Source organism: Bryobacter aggregatus MPL3 (genome assembly GCF_000702445.1).
GTDB lineage: Bacteria > Acidobacteriota > Terriglobia > Bryobacterales > Bryobacteraceae > Bryobacter > Bryobacter aggregatus.
The window spans coordinates 2,931,989-2,946,937 of the sequence record NZ_JNIF01000003.1 but is presented as its reverse complement, the minus strand read 5'-3'; the positions used below and the strand labels follow the sequence as shown (position 1 = coordinate 2,946,937).

Here is a 14,949-nt window from a genome sequence, read left to right as displayed (position 1 = left end):
TATACGAAGAACAAGACAGCACAATGACGCGGAATATCCCGTCACAATCTCGCCGACCCCGCACGGCTCCGCGAGGTCACGCACACACCACGCGCCGCAAACTGCCCGCCTTCCCTGGCGAAGATCTTTACTTTGAAGCCAAAGCCATCGATAACTCGATGGTCGTTCGCGCGGACGATCCTGCGCAACGCAAGACCTCATGGCGCGCCGCTGGCGCGATCGTGACTGGCGCATTGATCTTCACTGGCCTCTTACTCCCCGGCGCCTACCGTATGGTTGCGGGCATGCAGATCCACCAGTTGCGCGACGAACAGGACCAGTTGCACCGCGAAATCGCAGAATTGCGCGCACTCGAAGCGCGCCATACCAATCTCAACAAGCTCGAACAAGTGGCTAAGACCCAGGATCTGATCGATCCCGCCCCGCAGATGGTGCAACATCTGACGCCGAAGGGGTCCTACGCCATGAACAGTCTCCCCTCCGGCAAGTAGAAAGCATTCGGCGTTTCCGCCTAGTGCTTTCTACTTGATTTTTTACTTCGCCAAGGAGCCTTCGAAATGTTAGCGCCCATCAACCCAGCCGTCGACCGCCGCGCTCGTTGGTTGCTTAGGCTGCTGATGATCTGGGGAGTGGCCGTTCTCGCACGGTTGTTCTATCTGCAGATTGTCAAACACGATTACTACGCCGACCTTGCCGAACAACAGCAGACTCGCCTGGTCGAGATCGCCGCCCATCGCGGCACCATTTACGATCGCAACGGACATATCCTTGCGATCACGGTTCCGGTAGAAACCGTTGTTGTCAATCCACAACAGGTTCCCAACACAGAAGTTGCCGCCAGTATCTTCAGCGAAATCCTCGGCCTCAACGAGAAGGAACTGCTCGGCAAGCTGGATGCGAAGGTCGCCGAGAAGCGAAAGTACTTCAAGATTGCCGAACAGATCAGCCAGGAACAGGCGAAGCGCCTGAAAAGCCTGCGTTTGGGCTGGATTCAGTTTGAATCCTCCACCATCCGCGTCTATCCCAATGACCAGTTAGCCGCTCACATCCTCGGCGGGGTCGACTTTGAGAAAGCCGGCAACGGCGGCATCGAACAAGGTCTCGAAGACGAACTGGCCGGACGTCCCGGCTACGCCCACATGGTGACCGATGTCCGCCATCGCGGCCTCGAAAGCGTTGTTGAAATCGAACCGATTCCTGGCAATGACGTCACTCTCACCATCGACTATCGCGTTCAGTTTGAGTTGGAGAAACTGCTCGGCGCGGCCGTGATCGCCAATAATTGCTGGACCGGACGCGCCCTTGTCATGGATCCCCACAACGGTGAGATCGTCGCCATGGCCAGCTATCCCACCTATAACCCGAACGATAAAGTGGTCAACATGGAGGCTCGTCAAAACCTCCCCATCCAGAGTCCGATCGAACCCGGCTCTGTGTTCAAAGTATTTACGATTGCCGGCGCGATCCAAGACCGCAAAGTCACTCCCAAAACTGGCTTTCATTGCGGCAACGGCATATTGAACCTCTTCGGACGAGTCATTCACGATCACGATCCCTACGGATATATTCCTGTCGAGGATATCCTCGCGCACTCCAGCAACATTGGCGCCATTCGAGTCGCTCAGGAACTGGGCGAAAAGCGTTTCTCTGAATACATCAAAGCCTTTGGCTTCGGCAGCAAGACCGGACTTCCCTTGCCCGGCGAATCTTCGGGCCGCGTCCTCCGCTTGTCGAAATGGACCAAGAGTTCGATTGGCTCTGTCGCCATGGGACACGAAGTGATGGCCACCACCATTCAATTGGGACAAGCCGCTTCTGTCATCGCCAATGGTGGCCAACTGATTCCACCGAAAATTGTGCGTCGCATTACAGCGGCCAGTAGCGAAGGCCCCAATGCGAACCGGGTACCACTTCGACGCACCAGCTTTGACGAGCCACAAGCAAAGATGACCACGGTCCTGTCCCCCGACGCCGTTGTTCAAATGCGAAAGATGATGGAGCACGTTGTACTTGGCGGCACCGGTCGCAAAGCAAAGATCGCGGGTTACTCCGTCGGGGGAAAGACCGGCTCAGCTCAGATCTACGACGTAAAAGCAAAACAATACTCGCACAAGTACCACGCGACCTTTATGGGATTCACTCCGGTGAACGACCCTCGGCTGGTCACCATCATTACCCTGGACGGTTCCACCAAATATGGTGGAGCAGTTTCTGCTCCCGTATTTAGTGAAGCAACCAATGCGGCGCTCCGCATTCTCAATGTCCCGCGAGACCTGCCTGATGACATCAAGAGTGAACCCGTCAAAGACATTTCCATCAACGACGCACCAGACACTGAAACTCTTGTGGAAAAGTCTGTGGAAGAAGTGGAAAACTCCGACGAGACAGTTACTAAGTCGACATTTGTGACTCCTAGCTTCGCGGGCATGACACTACGCGCAGCCCTTGAAGCTGCTTCCAAAGCAGGCTTTCGCATTGATCCAATCGGCAGCGGACTTGTCCGCGAACAATCGCCACCCGCCGGCGAGCCGGTATCTTATGGACAAAAGATCAAGTTGAGGTTTGGACGGTAGATTGACGAGCTGGAAGATTGCTGCATTATTTACGGGAATCGCACTCAAGACGCCCTACGCGCCGGAACTTGCCGCTCTTGTTGCCGATGGGCTTCACTTTGATTCGCGTCGTCTGAAAACGGGTTGGATCTTCTTTGCCTTTGTTGGCGTGAATGTCGATGGACGCAGCTACGCAGCGAAGGCCTTAGAACAAGGAGCGGTGGCGGTGGTAAGTGAGATGCCCCCGCCGCCGGGCCTTGAAAAATATTGGATCGAAGTGGTCGATGCCCGCCGGGCCTTAGCCATTGTCGCCTCGCGAATCTATGGCGATCCGACACGTCACAAGATCGATTTATTTGGCGTTACGGGCACCAACGGCAAAACCACCACGGCCTATCTCATGGCTTCGATCCTCGAAGCCGCCGGGATTCACACCGGAATGTTCGGAACCATCGAGTACCGGATTGGGAACAAAGTGTCTCAAAGTGTGAACACGACTCCCGAAAGTGTCGAACTTTATGAACACTTCGAGGAATTGATCGAAGGCGCTCCAGGAAAAGCTGCCGTGGCGATGGAAGTTTCCTCACACGCTCTCGCGCTCGGCCGGGTTTGGGGCTTCCACTTCCGAGGCGCCGTCTGGACCAATCTCACGCGCGACCATCTCGATTTCCACAAAGACATGGAAGATTACTTCGCTGCCAAGAGCGAACTCTTCCGAGGTCAGGACACCACGCCTCCCGACCTGGCCGCGATCAACTATGACGACAGCTACGGACGTCGCATTGCACTGGCGCCCACGACAGAACTTTGGAGCTTCGCGATGCGCGAAGAGTCCCCGGAAACTACGGTCCGAGCCGTCAATATACAAGCTGGATTCAACGGCCTCTGCTTTGATCTGGTGAGTCCGCTCGGCAAACATGAAATCCGCTCCCATATGTTGGGCGCGATCAATGTCTCCAATATCTTAGGAGCAGCCACCATCCTGCTCGCTCATGGCTTGCCGATCACCGCGATCCAGCAAGGCGTTGAAAATTGCCGGAATGTTCCCGGCCGCTTTGAGCGAGTCGATGCAGGCCAACCCTTCCTCGTCATCGTCGATTACTCGCACACCGATGACGCCATTCGCAACGCCATCCGCGTTGCCCGCGCGCTGCAACCTTCGCGCATCATCACCGTATTTGGTTGTGGCGGAGATCGCGATCGCGCAAAACGTCCCCTGATGGGCGCAGCTGCAGCGGAAGCCAGCGACTACGTGGTTTTGACGAGTGACAATCCTCGTACAGAAGATCCGATCGCCATCATGAATGATGCAATGGTCGGCCTGCGTCGCTTCGACACTCCACTTCTCGTCGAGCCGAATCGCGAAAAGGCGATTCAAAAAGCAATGGCGCTCGCCCGTCCTCAGGACATTGTCCTCATTGCTGGAAAAGGACACGAAGACTACCAGATTATCGGCAAAACCAAATTTCCCTTCGACGATCGCGTTGTCGCTCGTCGCGCCCTCGCTTCCCTTGGCTTTGAGAAGGGCGCCGCAAAGTGAAAGTTTCGCTCAATGATACCGGCACTCTCGTCGCAACCGGCTATGCGATCGACTCTCGAGAGGTCCGAAACGGCGATCTCTTTATCGCGCTCCCCGGCGATCATGTCGACGGTCACGATTTTGTAAAGCAGGCTTTTGAGAACGGCGCAATTGCCGCCCTGGTCGAACGTAAGATCCCGAACATCAGCGGAGTGCAGATCGTAGTTCCCAACGCCTTATCCGCGCTTCAGGATCTGGCAAAAGCAGCGCGATTGCGCTGGGGGCAGACCGTCATCGGGGTCACCGGCAGTGCGGGAAAGACATCGACAAAAGAAAACATCGCCACGCTTCTCAGTTGTGCGATCCCGGTAAGTAAGACGATCGGGAATTTCAACAACCACATTGGCTTGCCGCTTTCGATTCTGCGCATCGACGAGGCATCCAAAGCCGCCGTGCTCGAAATGGGGATGAACCATTCCGGCGAGATCGCACAGCTTTGCGAGATTGCGAAACCACAGATCGGGGTCGTCACCAATGTCGGATACGCGCACGCGGAAAACTTCGACGGCACCGACGGCATCGCTGCGGCCAAGAAAGAACTGATTGATTCCCTGCCCGCCGATGGAGTCGCCGTGCTCAATGCCGATGACCCGCTAGTCGCAAAGTTCGGCAAAGACTTCGCGGGCAAAGTAGAGACCTTTGGTCTCAGCAACGCGGCCAAGACCCGTGCTACCAATCTGACTTACAACAGCGACGGCGCTCAATTTCAGATTGAAGGACAAATTTTCCATTCGAAAGTACCTGGACGAATTGGTGTTTTGAATATTACGGCCGGTGTTGCCGTGGCGCGAATGTGGGGTGTTCCCCTCCGCCAATTGAGCGACGCCGCCCACCAGATGGAATTGCCGAAAATGCGCACCGAAAAACTCGAGCGCAACGGCGTGACGATCTGGAACGATTGCTACAACTCGAACCCGGATGCCGCAAAAGCAATGCTGGATCTGGTGCGCGACACCGCGCACGGCCGGCGGATCGCGGTGCTGGGCGAGATGCTCGAGCTTGGCCACTGGGCCGAGGCTCTCCATTCTCAGCTAGGCCTCTATGCTGTGGAGAGTGGTTTTTCTGTGCTACTTGGGATACGCGGCGCGGCTCGATTCACCATCGAGTCAGCAATGAAAGCTGGTCTGTCCGCACGCGCCGCGTGCTTTTTCGAATCTCCCGAAGAAGCCGGAGAATACCTCAAATCCATCGCCGAACCCGGCGACACCATTTTGTTCAAAGGCTCGCGAGGCACGCGGGTCGAACTCGCATTGGAAAGGTTTTTAAGTTAATCCAATGCTCTACTGGCTCCTCTTTGAAAAGCTTCAATCCGTCTACAGTCCCTTTCGACTCTTCGGATATGTGACATTCCGCACGGCCTTTGCCCTGCTCACTGCACTCTTAATTTCGTTATTACTCGGACCATGGATGATTCGCAAGTTGCGCGCCATGGCAATTGGTCAATTTATCCGCGAGGATGGGCCCAAGTCCCACGAGACCAAAGCCGGAACCCCGACGATGGGCGGTCTGCTGATCGTCATTTCTATCCTTGTCCCCACTCTTCTCTGGGCAAACCTGCGCAATGTTCAGGTTTGGATTGCGATGTGGAGTCTGGTCGGCTTCGGCGCCATCGGATTTTACGACGATTACACCAAACTCAAGAAGATGCGTAATCTCGGACTCACTGCGAAACAGAAGTTCTTCCTTCAGGTCCTCGTCGCAATGAGTATCGGTTTTATCCTTTTGTTATTGAGTGCAAAAGGAATGTATTCGACGGCGATGAACGTCCCCTTCCTCAAGAGTTTCAAACCAGACCTCATCATCACTTCGCTGGCTCAGAATCCGTGGACCTTTGCCCTCGCCTTCGCGCCGTTTTATCTCTTTATGATTCTGGTGATCGTGGGATCGTCAAACGCCGTGAATCTTACAGATGGACTCGACGGATTGGCGATCGGACTGATGATCATTGCCTCTTCTGCGATGACGGCGCTCTGCTATCTGGCAGGACATCGCGAGTTCGCCACTTATCTCGAGTTGCAGCGTGTTCCGGGCGGAAGCGAACTTACGATTTTCTGTGCCACCATGATTGGCGCCTCCCTTGGTTTTCTTTGGTACAACGCCCATCCGGCAGAAGTATTTATGGGCGATGTGGGCTCGCTGGCCCTCGGCGGAAGCATGGGCACCGTCGCCGTATTGATCAAGCAGGAATTGCTTCTGCCCTTCATCGGCGGCGTTTATGTGATCGAACTCTTAAGCGTGGTGTTGCAAGTGGGCAGCTACAAATTACGAGGCAAAAGAATCTTTAAGATGGCGCCCATCCATCATCATTTTGAGATGCTGGGCTGGAAAGAATCGAAGGTCATCGCCCGTTTCTGGATTTGTGGATTGATCATGGCCCTCTTCGCACTGGCCACCTTGAAACTGCGATAGGAGTTGTATGCGTTTTTCGGGACAGCATGTACTGGTACTGGGCCTCGCCCGCAGCGGCGTAGGCGCCATCCATCTGCTCCGTTCTCACGGCGCCCGGGTGACCGGTGTGGATAGCCGCACACTTGCTGACTTAGTCGATGTGCAAAAGCTTGTGGAAAAGTCGGAAATTTCCTATGCAAAAGATGTCGACGCTTCCTTGCAGGGCATCGATTGTGTCGTTGTCTCCCCCGGCGTACCCGCAACGCATCCCTTACTCCAGGATGCGCGGCATCTGGGGATTCCCGTTCTTGGCGAAATCGAACTGGCTTATCTTTTTCTGCGCGGGCCGATCCTGGCAATTACTGGCTCAAACGGTAAGACAACCACCACATCTCTCGTTGGACATATTTTGAAGGAAGGGCGAGTCGCGTCTCAAGTGGGTGGAAATATCGGATACCCCGCCACAGAGATGACAGCGGCTTCCACCTACCAACAATGGAACGTCCTGGAATTGTCGAGTTTCCAACTTGAATCCGTCCATCAGTTCCATGCAGAACTCGCGGCGGTCTTAAATGTCACACCGAACCATCTCGATCGCCATGGCGACTTCGACAGCTACGCCGCGGCCAAAGCTAAGATCTTTGCCAATCAGCGGAACTCAGATTGGGCTGTCCTCAATGGAGGGAATGCAGCGAGCGCCGCTTATGCGGCAGCAACACCCGCGAACTTAGCCGTATTCCAAGGCCCAGCCGCGCAGATCGACGATGACTGGATCGAACTGTTCGGAACCAGACTGATGCCGATCCGCGACATCCGCTTGCCCGGAAAACACAATCTCGAGAACGTCATGGCCGCGGCCGTACTTACCTCTCTTGCCGGTGCGGAACGCTCCGATATCGCAAATGCAGTAGCTACATTTCAAGGTGTGCGGCATCGATTAGAGTTCGTTCGCAACCGGAACGGCGTCAAATTTTATAACGATTCCAAGGCGACCAGCGTGGACGCCACCGTGAAAGCTCTTGAGGCGCTGGATGGCCCGCTGTGGGTCATCCTTGGTGGGCTGGACAAGGGCGGCAGCTATCTTCCGCTGCTGCCCTTGTTACAGGAAAAGGCAAAATCCGCCCTTCTCATTGGAAAAGCAGCCCCCATTATTGAGGAGCAATTACGCGGGAAAATCAATCTGCAACAAAGTGGCGACATGGCCACGGCGATCGCTTTTGCCGCCTCCCAGGCGCAACCGGGCGACACCATTTTACTCGCGCCGGCATGCGCCAGTTATGATCAATTTCGCAGCTATGAAGACCGCGGCGACCAGTTTCGCCAGGCAGTTGAGCAGTTATAGGAACATCAGATGGCACGCAAGCAGACAGACTGGACTCTATTCTTTACCGTCATGATGATGACCTGCATCGGTCTGATCATGGTGTACAGTGCAACCTCGGTGACAGCCGCACTGCGCGGCGGCGACATGGAAGCATCGTTCCTGCGGCAACTCTTTGCTGCTCTCATCTCTTTCTTCTTATTGATGTGGTTGAAGAGGCAGAACTACTTACTACTCAAAGATCCCATGTGGGCGTTCATCCCCCTGGGACTTGTACTGGCATCCTTGCCGATTGCCTATTTCATGGACGGCCGCACCCATCGCTGGATTCGAACGCCGCTCATTCAGCTGCAGCCTTCTGAGTTCGCCAAGCCCGCGCTCATTGTCTTTGTCGCTTACTTCCTCACGCGGCGCATGGCCGCGATCAATAGCCGTTACACGCTCTTGCCTGCAGCCATGACCTTGGCCGTCTTGTCCGGCGTCGTACTTGTCTCGGACCTGGGAACCTCCATCGCACTGGTCCTCCCCGTGATCGCCCTGCTCTATGTCGCAGGTATCCGGAAGCGTTATCTTCTGGGTGCGGCCGGAGTCGCGCTACTGGTCATGACAGTGGGCGTGGCCGTGAAGCCTTACCGCATGGCGCGCGTCATCGCCTTTGTTGATCCGGACTATAACGTCATCTCCAAGATTGATCCAAACGGGTGGCTGAAGGGCTATGTATCAAATTCCACCTCCACCACCGACCCGAATTATCAGATCAATCAGGCCAAGATCGCCGTTGGCTCCGGCGGAGCATTAGGTCTTGGCATCATGGGCGGCCGGCAGAAGATGCTCTTTCTCCCTGAGGCCCACACCGACTGTATCTATGCCGTCGTCGGCGAAGAACTCGGGCTCTGGGGAGCCTCGGCTCTATTGGGCGGATACTTCGTCATCTTCTGGCGGGGCTTCCGCCTCTTCTGGCTGGCGAAAGAGGACTTTGGCCGCTTCCTCGCACTCGGAATCAGCATCTCCCTGCTCGTCCAGGCGCTCATCAACATCAGCGTGGTGCTGGGCATGGGTCCGGCCAAGGGCATCCCCTTGCCGCTGATCAGCTATGGCGGCAGTTCGCTGATGAGCACGCTGATTTCGTTGGGTATTTTGATGAGCGTGAGTGAGGACGCCCAGTGGCTGGAAAGCGCTTCTTGATGGCCGGTGGCGGCACGGGCGGACACGTGATGCCCTTGCTGGCGGTCGCCGAGCAACTGCGCGCGCGCGGCCATGAGCCCTATTTTGTCGGCACCCGCAATGGTTTTGAAGCGAGACTGGTCCCCCAACGTAGTTTCCCGATGGAATACATCGAGATCGGCGGCTATCAAGGCGTCGGCCTTCTGCGAAAAACAAAACTCGCCTATCAACTGCCAAAGAGCATCGGCCAATGCCTCCAATCAATCCGGAAGAAGCAGCCGGCCGCCTGCTTCAGTCTCGGCGGTTATGTCGCCGCCCCTCCTGTCGCCGCCAGCCTCTTGCGAGGGGTGCCAGTCGCCATCATGGAGCCGAACGCGATGCCCGGCATGGTGAACCGGCTAATGGGCCGCTACGCCCGTAAGGCGCTGCTGTCCTTTCCAGAAGCGGCACAGTTCTTTCCGCGGGAAGCCGTTGAGATCACCGGCCTGCCCGTGCGCGAAGCCTTCTTCGAGATCGCACCCAAGGCCCGCGGTCCCTGGCTCCAGGTGTTCATCACCGGTGGCAGTCAGGGATCGCAAACCATCAACAAGGCCCTGCGCGAAGTCTGGCCCCTATTAAAGGAAAGCGGACTCGCCGTCCGTCTCATACACCAATGCGGCAAGCGTGAGGAAGAGGCGCTACGCCGCGACTTTGCCAGCACCGGGCTAGAGGGCAGCGTCAGCGCCTTTGTCGACGATATGCCCGCAGCCTTTGCACAAGCGGACTTGGTCATTTGCCGCGCCGGCGCGGGCACCGTGAGTGAACTGGCTGCGGCGGGAAGACCAGCTCTGCTGATTCCCTTCCCCTTCGCAACCGACGACCATCAGACGAAGAATGCGCAAGCCGTCGTCAAGGCAGGCGGGGGCATGATGATGCGTGACGCGGACTGCAATGGCGCCTCTTTGTTCGCCGTCATTCGCCGTTGCGTCGAGGATCGCAGCAGTCTGGAAACGATGGCGGAGCGGGCTCGTTCTCTCCGCAAACCAGGAGCCGCGGCGCGGGCGGCCGACATTTTGGAAGAAATCGCGCTAAAAACAATAGTAGGTAGTAATGTTTTTTCGTAAGCAGCATTTCCATTTTACGGGCATTGGCGGAATCGGTATGAGTGGCATTGCCGAGGTCTTGCTGACCCTTGGAAATCAAGTCTCCGGTTCTGATTTGAAGTCCACCCCCATTACGCAACGCCTTGCGGAACGGGGTGCGCGCATCTTTGTGGGCCATGCCGCCAATAACATCGGCGAGGACGTCACAGCCTTAGTGGTCACCTCCGCCGTCGACGAAAGCAATGCGGAGATTCAGGAAGCCCGCCACCGCAAGATACCAGTGATTCCGCGTGGCGAACTGCTCGCTGAGCTCATGCGGCTAAAGTACGGCATCGCCATCGGTGGCAGTCACGGCAAGACCACCACCACTTCGATGACCGCCACCATCCTCTCCACCGGCGGTCTCGACCCCACCGTTGTCGTCGGTGGCCGCGTCAGCACCATGGGCGGCTCCAACGCTCGTGTCGGCCAAAGCGACCTGCTCGTGGTCGAAAGCGACGAGAGCGACGGCAGCTTCCTCAAGCTGGCGCCAATCATGGCTGTCGTCACCAATATCGACCGTGAGCATCTCGATTTCTACAAGACCTTTGAACGCGTGCTAGCCAGCTTCACGGACTTCGTCAATCGCGTCCCCTTCTATGGCGTCGCAATCGTCTGCATCGACGATGAGAATGTACGCCGCATGCTTCCTGATGTGAAGCGCCGCGTCATCACCTACGGCACCACGCCGCAGGCCGATCTGGTGATCCGCAATGTGGAACCCGGCAAGACCCTCACCAGTTTTGAGCTGCAATGGCGCGGCGATGCGCTCGGCCGCTTTGAGGTTCAGGTTCCTGGCGCGCACAACGTATTAAATGCAACGGCCGCAATCGCCGTCTCCATCGAGTTGGGCCTTGATGTGTCGAAGATCGCGGAAGGCCTAGCCGCATTCCGTGGTGTCGATCGCCGCTTCCAGTTCAAAGGCGAAGTCGCCGGAGTCACCGTCATCGACGATTATGGCCATCACCCCACAGAGGTCCGAGCCACGTTGAGCGCGGCGCGCCAACGGCAATTCTCAAAGATCCACGTCCTCTTCCAACCTCACCGCTACACGCGGACCCAGATTCTGATGGACGATTTCGCAGGCAGCTTCTTTGACGCCGATTCGGTCACCGTGCTGCCCATCTATGCAGCAAGCGAAGAAGCAATTGCAGGCGTCTCGAGTGAAACGCTGGTAGAAAAGATGCGTGGCCAGGGACAGCGCGATGTCGAGTACTCGCCGAGTCTCGAAGCCGCGGCACGCAGCTTGGCAGCCAAGGCAAAGAGCGGAGAAATGATCCTGACCCTGGGCGCGGGAACCGTCTCCCAGGCAGGCGAAATGATTCTTGCGGAGTTGAGCAAATAATGGCGTCAGAGAAAGAGAAGAAGAAGGCAAGCAAGGAATCGACGATAGACTTCTCGAAGATTCTCAGCCGCTCCGTCATGGCTTGCGGCCTGATTGTGCTGATCGGCGGAGGCGTGCTGCTCGAAGGCCAGGTGGAGCGCTATCTGATGCGCGATACGAGATTTTATCTCGAGCGCGCCCCCGAGTATGGCGACCCGCCACCCAATCTGCAAATCGATGGCCTGCATTACGCCAGCCGCGAGATGGTCCTCAAAACCTTTGAGGAAGATCTCGGCCGCAGTGTCTTCCTCCTACCTCTGGATAAACGGCGCACGGAACTGATGTCCAAACCCTGGATTCGTGATGCAACAGTATCCCGTCTCTGGCCCAATCGTGTGAGCGTGCAGATTCTCGAGCGCAAGCCAGTTGCCTTCGTCAAGCGGGAAGGGGGCGCAGAGACCACCGTCATCGACAGCGACGGCGTTCTGATGGAAGCCCCGCCCGCGGCAAGCTTCAGCCTGCCGGTCGTCTCGGGTGTTGGGCCAGAGGTGAGCGATGAGGCCCGGCGCTTCCGCATCCACCGCGTCGAGCGGCTGATCAAAGATCTGGGAGAGCACGTCAAAGAAATCGGTGAAATCGATGCCGAAGACAGCGACAATATGCAGATCGTGCAGGCGCTACACGGGAAAGCCGTCACGCTGGTGCTGGGCAACCGCAACTTCAAGTTGCGCTATGAGAATTTCCTGGCGATGGCGGACCAGTTGATGGAGAAACTGCCCAACGCCCAGAGTTTCGACCTCAGACTCGAAGAGCAAGTAACCGCAGCGGAAAAGAAAACGCCGAGGAGGAAAAATGGCCAGTAAAGGGAATTACGCTGTTGGCGTTGACGCCGGAAGCGCCTGGACGCGTTGCGTCATTTGCGAAGTCGTCGACGATGCGCTCGAGTTTCGCGGGCATGGCCTCTTCGAGTCGAAAGGCTGGCTCAAAGGTCGGGTCACCGATCAGAAAGCCCTCACCGAGGCGATCCGCTGGGCCGTGCAGATGGCCGAGTGCCAAGCTCTCGTTTCCGTCGGCGGTGTTGTCGTCGGCTTGGGCGGTGGCGGGATCGATGGCATGACTTCGCGTGGAGTCTACGAGTTCGGCCGGCCACGCCACGTCGACTCCGGCGACATGAGCTATGTGATCAAGCAGGCGGCCGAGGTGAAACTCGAACATGACCGCATGATCCTCCAGGTCTGCCCGCAGGACTTTGTTCTCGATGGCCGTGCGAATATTCGCAACCCGAAGAACATGTCCGCAACTCGCCTCGAAGCCCACGTGCACCTCATCACCGCGAGTGAACAGGAACACAACATCATCCAAGGCGCGATCAACGAAGCGCACCTGGCCATGGACGAGAGCATCTTTGAGCCTTGCGCCGCCGCCTATTGCGCTACCAGCGATACGGAGCGCGAACACGGGGTTGGCGTCATTGACATCGGCGCACACACCACAGACGTTGTCCTCTATGAGGGCGAAGCGCTCGTTGGCAGCTTCAGCGTCGGCATCGGTGGCGACCACTTTACGAAAGATCTTTCGTATTATTTGACCAGTAGCCGTGAAGACGCCGAACTACTGAAAGAAGAGTTCGGCTGCGCTTTGCTGGGCCTGTCGAGCGGAAACACGCTCATCGAAGTCCCTGGAAGCGAAGGACGCGCCCCACGCGAGATCTCCCGTTGGCAGATCGTTGAGATTCTGGAGGCCCGTGCCGAACAATTATTCCAGGTGATTCGCAAAGAGATTGAGAGACTGGGAATGGACGGCAGTCTGCAGGAAGGCGTCGTTCTCACTGGTGGTGGCGCGAAGTTGCCTGGGATGCTGGACATCGCCGAGCGCGAACTGAACTGCCCCTCCCGAAAGGGATTGCCCGAGCACATCAATGGATGGCCGGAAGAATTGATGAGCCCGGAGTGGACCGCGGTGGCCGGAATCGCAATGTATGCCGGGCGCATGAAATTGCGTCGCGATAGCAAGCGCAGAACGCCGCGTCTGTTGAATCTGGTGTTGCGTTAAGGAGTCGGAAATGTTGAACCCGTTGATGAATGGAAGCAAGTTGAAGTTCTCGCTGGAGGACGACTTTTCGCTCAACACAAAGATCAAGGTGATCGGAGTGGGTGGCGGCGGCAGCAATGCCGTTGCGCGGATGATGGATTCTGGCCTGACGGGTGTGGAGTTCCACATCATGAACACCGACAAGCAGGCCTTGCAAGCCTCCCCGGTGCCCAACAAGCTCGCCATCGGGACCAAGATTACCAATGGCCTGGGCGCGGGCGCCGATCCCGCCGTGGGCCGCAACGCCGCCCTCGAAGACACCGACAAGATCATCGAGATTCTTGAAGGCGCGGACATGGTCTTTGTCACGGCCGGCCTTGGTGGCGGCACCGGCACCGGTGCGGCGCCTGTCGTTGCAGCGCTCGCCCGCGAACTCAACGCCCTTACCGTCGCCGTCGTCACCAAGCCCTTCGATTTCGAAGGTCCCCGCCGCCGCAAGAGTGGCGAACGCGGCCTCTGCGAACTCGCCAACGCCGTCGACACCGTCATCCCGATTCCCAACGATCGCCTGCTCTCCCTCGTGCCCAAGGGCACCAGCTTCTTTGAAGCCTTCCGCATCGCCGACGATGTGTTGCGCCAGGCCGTACAAGGCATCAGCGACATCATCACGACTCCCGGCTTGATCAATCGTGACTTCTCCGACATCAAGGGCATCATGACCGGCATGGGCTACGCCATGATGGGCACCGCTTCCGCCACAGGCGACAACGCCGCGATGGAAGCAGCGGAACAGGCCATCAGTTGTCCGCTTCTCGAAGAAGGTGGCGTGCGCGGTGCGCGCGGCATCCTGATCAACATCACCGGCTCCAGCCGTCTTGGGCTGCATGAGGTGAATGCGGCCTGCTCGCTCATCCGCCAGGCAGCGGCCTTCGACGACGTGCAGATCAACTTCGGCGTCGTCATGAACGAGAGCATGGGCCAGGAAGTCAAAATCACGGTCATCGCGACGGGCTTTGAACGGGAGACGCTGCCGCAGATTGAACGGCGCGTCCGGCAAAGCGAAATGCCGGAAGTCATCATGGGTACGCCTCACTATCTGAGCGCCAGCGCATCAGCGGCCCCACAGCCGCTCACCTTCCCCGCTTTTGAGAACTTCCCCACGCCCACAGAACCAGTAATTATCGAGCCGCAAGAGCCCGAGGCCTACGCCTTTGCGCCAGAGCCGGTGGAGGAACCCATGGCGCCTCCCCCGCAGGAAGCAGCGCCCGAAGAAGATGACTACGACATGCCAGCGTTCCTGAAGCGGGAACGGCGCCTCTTCCAATAAGCCAGAACTAGCTACCCATCTGATCTAGCGGGAGATCACCAGATTTCCAGCTAGCTATTCATCGCCGAAGGCAATTGCCGGGGCCGAACGAAAACGGATGTCCTTTTCGCAAGTTGGCCCCAGCTGGCTTGGTGGATCGCAG

General features: G+C 57.3%; 12 protein-coding genes. All 12 read left to right on the top strand.

All coding sequences use genetic code 11. From position 1 onward, the window contains the following. Positions 1-23: 23 nt before the first annotated feature. The 12 genes from M017_RS0113785 to ftsZ all read left to right on the top strand — a co-directional run bounded on the left by M017_RS0113785 (position 24) and on the right by ftsZ (position 14,807). Positions 24-491: a hypothetical protein gene (locus M017_RS0113785; protein WP_031498627.1), complete on the top strand. Its 468-nt coding sequence runs from the start codon at positions 24-26 to the stop codon at positions 489-491. A 66-nt stretch (positions 492-557) separates the two neighbouring features. Next, positions 558-2,573, top strand: a complete 2,016-nt coding sequence (locus M017_RS0113780) for a penicillin-binding protein (RefSeq protein WP_031498626.1) — start codon at positions 558-560, stop codon at positions 2,571-2,573. Beyond that, positions 2,563-4,092 (top strand): UDP-N-acetylmuramoyl-L-alanyl-D-glutamate--2,6-diaminopimelate ligase, encoded by a 1,530-nt coding sequence (locus M017_RS0113775; protein WP_238325888.1) that lies wholly within the window; start codon positions 2,563-2,565, stop codon positions 4,090-4,092. The genes M017_RS0113780 and M017_RS0113775 overlap by 11 nt, the downstream gene beginning before the upstream one ends. Further along, positions 4,089-5,402 (top strand): UDP-N-acetylmuramoyl-tripeptide--D-alanyl-D-alanine ligase, encoded by a 1,314-nt coding sequence (locus M017_RS0113770; RefSeq protein WP_035957803.1) that lies wholly within the window; start codon positions 4,089-4,091, stop codon positions 5,400-5,402. Before M017_RS0113775 ends, M017_RS0113770 begins: the two co-directional genes overlap by 4 nt. Before the next feature lie 4 nt (positions 5,403-5,406). Then, on the top strand, positions 5,407-6,540 hold the full coding sequence (gene mraY, locus M017_RS0113765) for a phospho-N-acetylmuramoyl-pentapeptide-transferase (protein WP_031498623.1): 1,134 nt from the start codon (positions 5,407-5,409) through the stop codon (positions 6,538-6,540). Between the two features lie 7 nt (positions 6,541-6,547). Next, a complete protein-coding gene (murD, locus tag M017_RS0113760; RefSeq protein WP_031498622.1) occupies positions 6,548-7,861 on the top strand; it encodes a UDP-N-acetylmuramoyl-L-alanine--D-glutamate ligase in 1,314 nt (437 codons plus the stop codon). Between the two features lie 9 nt (positions 7,862-7,870). Next, positions 7,871-9,025 carry an FtsW/RodA/SpoVE family cell cycle protein gene (locus M017_RS0113755; protein WP_031498620.1) on the top strand — a complete coding sequence of 385 codons (1,155 nt, stop codon included), beginning with the start codon at positions 7,871-7,873 and terminating at the stop codon, positions 9,023-9,025. Continuing rightward, complete coding sequence (gene murG / locus M017_RS0113750; protein ID WP_238325887.1) at positions 9,004-10,107, top strand: undecaprenyldiphospho-muramoylpentapeptide beta-N-acetylglucosaminyltransferase; 1,104 nt, start codon at positions 9,004-9,006, stop codon at positions 10,105-10,107. Before M017_RS0113755 ends, murG begins: the two co-directional genes overlap by 22 nt. Next, complete coding sequence (gene murC / locus M017_RS0113745) at positions 10,094-11,470, top strand: UDP-N-acetylmuramate--L-alanine ligase (RefSeq protein ID WP_031498616.1); 1,377 nt, start codon at positions 10,094-10,096, stop codon at positions 11,468-11,470. The genes murG and murC overlap by 14 nt, the downstream gene beginning before the upstream one ends. Beyond that, a complete protein-coding gene (locus M017_RS26635; RefSeq protein ID WP_035957802.1) occupies positions 11,470-12,312 on the top strand; it encodes a cell division protein FtsQ/DivIB in 843 nt (280 codons plus the stop codon). The genes murC and M017_RS26635 overlap by 1 nt, the downstream gene beginning before the upstream one ends. After that, positions 12,302-13,501: a cell division protein FtsA gene (ftsA, locus tag M017_RS0113735; RefSeq protein ID WP_051670057.1), complete on the top strand. Its 1,200-nt coding sequence runs from the start codon at positions 12,302-12,304 to the stop codon at positions 13,499-13,501. The genes M017_RS26635 and ftsA overlap by 11 nt, the downstream gene beginning before the upstream one ends. A 10-nt stretch (positions 13,502-13,511) precedes the next feature. Continuing rightward, positions 13,512-14,807, top strand: a complete 1,296-nt coding sequence (gene ftsZ / locus M017_RS0113730) for a cell division protein FtsZ (RefSeq protein WP_202901653.1) — start codon at positions 13,512-13,514, stop codon at positions 14,805-14,807. Positions 14,808-14,949 lie beyond the last annotated feature (142 nt).